General features: G+C 54.7%; 1 protein-coding gene. It reads left to right on the forward strand.

The features are described from left to right. Positions 1 to 2,332: 2,332 nt before the first annotated feature. Positions 2,333 to 2,560, forward strand: coding sequence for a hypothetical protein (locus tag J2X36_RS26615; RefSeq protein WP_310355212.1), 228 nt, complete (start codon positions 2,333 to 2,335; stop codon positions 2,558 to 2,560). Positions 2,561 to 4,170: the final 1,610 nt, after the last annotated feature.

Consider the following 4,170-nt stretch of genomic DNA (forward strand, 5'->3'; position numbering starts at 1 on the left):
AGTTCGCCGTCATCTTCGGCGAGCGCTTCACCCGGGCCATGGCGGCCTGATGTTCAACTCGCCGCCCACACACGGAATTTCCGATAGTCCCGCGCGAAACAGGCCCGCCTTTCGACGGGCCTGTCGGGCAACCGAACTCCACGGGAACTGTGAGGGCACCTTGCCGGTTTCCCGCACTGCAGCATGGCGATGGCGTCGCCGCGCTGCTCCCTCGTGAGAGGGCGTTTCCTCCCAGACTCGGGCCGTCCTCAGGGGCGGCCCTCCTTCTGGCGGTTGCCGTGGGTTAATCTCCGCCCGCCGGATTGGTTTCATGCCCGTTCCCGGCAGCAATGACCGAACCCCGCCGCTTTCCGCCGCCCTGGCGCGCTGTCGAACTCGAAGAAGCCTTCCGCATCGAGGACACGAACAGCTACGCGGTCGCTTACGTCTACTTCATGGCTGTTTACCGCACTCGTTGCGCTGATCTCCTTGGGCCGCAATGCAGGAACCAGGATCAGACTTCCTCCAGTCCTCCTCGCCTCCGCCGCACCGGGCGTCGCCTTGCTCTTGCTTATTGGCGGAACGCACAGGCTCGACGCCCTGCACATTGGCCTGATCGTCACTAGTTGGCACATGGTAGCGGGCTTCGGCGCTTGGTTGATCTCAACCATACTGATCCGGATTGCCGGCAGAGAGACGACTGACGGGCCACCATCGCCGGATCAAGCCGGGCGAGGCGGACAAGTCTCGCGCTCACTCTAACCGTCCGATGGGCCGCTCTCGACCCTGACCGGACGATCCTCCCGACGGCTCGCAGGCACCGCTCAACCTGAAGCAGCGCCGTCGCGAGCCCAAGCGCAAGAACCGCGTGCACCGGCAGATGCGCGACGAGGCGCAGCATCTGAGCATCTACGCCTACCTGAAGCTGTAGCCAATAACTTTGACTTGCCATCGCAAAGAATTGCGATCAAGATGACTCGCAATGTAATCAGAATACATCAAACACTCTATGCTAAGCGCTCTTGGAGTTATTTTTTTATTAAGGACAATTTTCGGAGAACTCACAATCGGATTATCTCCAACAGCCCCATATACAGAAATCGTCATTACAATCTTGTTGATTGTTGAATGATTATATCTATTCTGCACCAATACCGCGATGTGATCGGGCTTATTCGCACAAGCATTCGAGTTCTCATATGCTACAGCGGAGACGTTGATCTGTTTTTTCTTGTCCAACTGCACAATCGCTACAAAGAGAACAGCGTAGAAACCGAGCGCTAGAAAAAAGATGGCGACTGACCAAGGCCAAACGCGGTACATCATCCAAAGCATTAAGAGCAGGCATATCAGAGCTACGCAAATCTGAATCATTCATTCGATCCGCCCAAATCCATTAATCCGATCCCGTCGAAGTTAACCGCATATTCTATAGGGCGACTGCGATGGCGAGTTAGTCCAAGACGCGGCTTGCCAAAGCGATCTGAATCGCTGGTGTCGCTTGAGAGGGCTGGTGTGGATATGAAGGTCCTGCATCCACCCTGAGCAGACCTTCCAGTCGCACAAATTTGGCGGCTGACCTTAAGCGCGAGGGTAAAATCGGAAGCCAGAATCCCGGCCCACGGCCCCGGTTTGGGACCCTGTGGGTTGGGTTGGGGCGCATCCTCGCAAATTGACAAAAGCTCGCATCCGACCAACTCGCCATTGAACCCTTACGACCGGGGTTAGTTCGATCAAAACCAACCAACTACGACGGCATCCAGCAGCATTATAGCCGGCTGCATCATTCAGACACGAGTACAACCCTGAACTCGCTTTAGTCGGCGGAAACAGCACGCACTCGAACTTTCCGTCCCGCAAGGCACCCTTTATTGCCCCTGGAGGACCTTTTGCTCCTCTCGGGATAATGGCATCCGCCGGAAATAGGTCGTTTAGAACGTCAGTCTCACTCTCGCCCGTCCAATTCTGGTCGACTGCTGCAAGCCGCTCGGCTATTGGTCCGCGTGGTATGTAACGGCGCGCACGGGCTTCGGGAGTGCTCAAAATCAAATACGGTATTGTTACAAGACAGACAACCGCCGAAACTACGCCAACAATGCGCGCCGCAATGCGCAACATTCTGGGGATTGTGCTTTGTTTGTGGAATTTCATTCTTCACGTGCGTGCAAAGTGTTATCGGGCGGGGATAGGATATCCTGATTCAGCCTTCGGCAGGCAGAGCCTGCTCGTTACTAGTTAACATCCACTTTCCACCCGTTGCGGAAGTCGAGACAGGTGCCCCCCGCCCCCCCCGCAATACCATCTTCATGATTGTTTGGTAGATCATTGACTGCATGACGAGGAAATACTGATCATGAGCATTTGGTTCTTCCTGAGAGAGTGGTTCGGTGTTGTTCCGACAGTAGCAACATTTCTTCGGCGAAGCATGATCAACGCCGCTGTCGCGATCGGCCTTATTTTTGTCTGCATGCTGGCGCGTGCGCCCGCTGATTACACTGTATTTATTGTTGTTGGAATATTCATCGCGAATGGCGCAATGGGTTTTTTCTATCTGCAGCAGCGAAATCGCTCGGGTTTTTAAGCGGTAGAGCCTCAAACTGATCAAGTCACTTCTAAAAAACTCTTATTAGAATTGCAAAGCTGAAGAAGACCTCCATTATGCCGATATGTAGCATAGCAACAGCCCTCTTCGCGACGATATTGCTGGTCATACTTTCTTCAATTTCAATGTACGGCCTGCCGATCGCGCACAGAGAAGCGCAAATCGACAAAAATCACATACGTGAACTGTCTTTCTACGTAGGTGTTCTTGTTAGTGCTCCAATCTGGCTCGGGGGTATATGGACGACAGCCATAGCATTGACGTTTGGTGCTCGGCCTGTGTTTCGATGGTTGGGGTTTGGCTGCTGTGCCGCAGCAGCGGCCGTGTTCTGGCTCATGTTCTCTCTGAGCCCTGACCTGTAGCGCAGAGGTTGAAGAAGCGATGGCTTGCGCGGGGCTGCTCTCCTTGTCGGAAAAGCAGCCGCTTTCCACCGATTGTGTTGAAAAACTCCTCAGCACGGATCGAGGTCTCTACCGCTGGTGGCTGCCGCTCGCCGCTGTCCCAGGTGTTGTGGGTTCATGCCCTCAGAAGAGGGACAAACGGAGTTTTTCAACACAATCCACCCATTGCGGACGGAGTCTTTCCGGCCCATCCTGTCTAGCACGCAGGAGCATAGATCGTGGACGACATTTCGCTTCCTTTTCAAGCTCCTGCCGGATAGGTGCCCACGGTGGATTTCATCGAACTCATAGGCTTTTCCAGCGGTCCTGCGATCTTAATCATCTTTGTTTTAGGCGTGATAGCCCTCTTCACGTTCAAGAAACATTCTGCGATCGCAGTCGTCTGTGTGCTGATCATCATCGCTGTGATGATAATCGATTTCGGCGTCAGGGTTTCGCTGTTGCTGAGGGAGAGATGTCGCGAAAGGAAACGATCGTCGTCGGAATTAAAGCATTAAGAGATCTGTGATTTCTACGTTTGTCGGAGCAGACGGCGACAGGTACGCGAATGGAAAAGTCCGCTAACGGGTGCGGCCGCTTCCTACCCTCAGCGAAAGTCGCGAGAACCGCAGAATAATTCTTCTGCTCCTACGAACAGCCTGTCGCGCCGATCCACGACAGGATCAGAGCAGTCCCGAGCCCGAGAGAAAATATGGGATAGACGAGCAGCCACTTCGTACTCTCACTCAGTGGCGGTTCCGACGAAATCCCATCGATCCCAGGTCGTAGGGCGATACCTCGGTAAGGTTCAAGGCTCACCGCACTGCATGCGAGTGCGATCAAATCGTGGAGCAAAGGACCTACGAACATCAGGAATAGTGACAGCAACACGAAGCGCGATCCCTGGTCGGGCTCGTTCACGTCCGGTGCCCATCCTAGGCGACAAACAGGCTCCGAGAGAGACCATGTCAGCATGAAGAAGAGTGTCACCGTCAGGGTGAGGGTGAGCGCAACGCGTTTCCAATTCAACGCCTTCACCTCGACCAGACCAGCCGACCCACACTGCCTCGGAGCCCGTTTCGAAACGATTGATCAGCTTGGCAGAGCGTTTGGGCTAGAGCGATTTCCACTTACTCCGGATCGTAACCGGCGGCGGCGAAGTAGTTGGCGCACTCGGCTGGCGTGAAGGCGTCGAGAAGATCGCCGACG

Source organism: Methylobacterium sp. BE186, assembly GCF_031457035.1.
Taxonomy (GTDB): Bacteria; Pseudomonadota; Alphaproteobacteria; order Rhizobiales; family Beijerinckiaceae; genus Methylobacterium; species Methylobacterium segetis.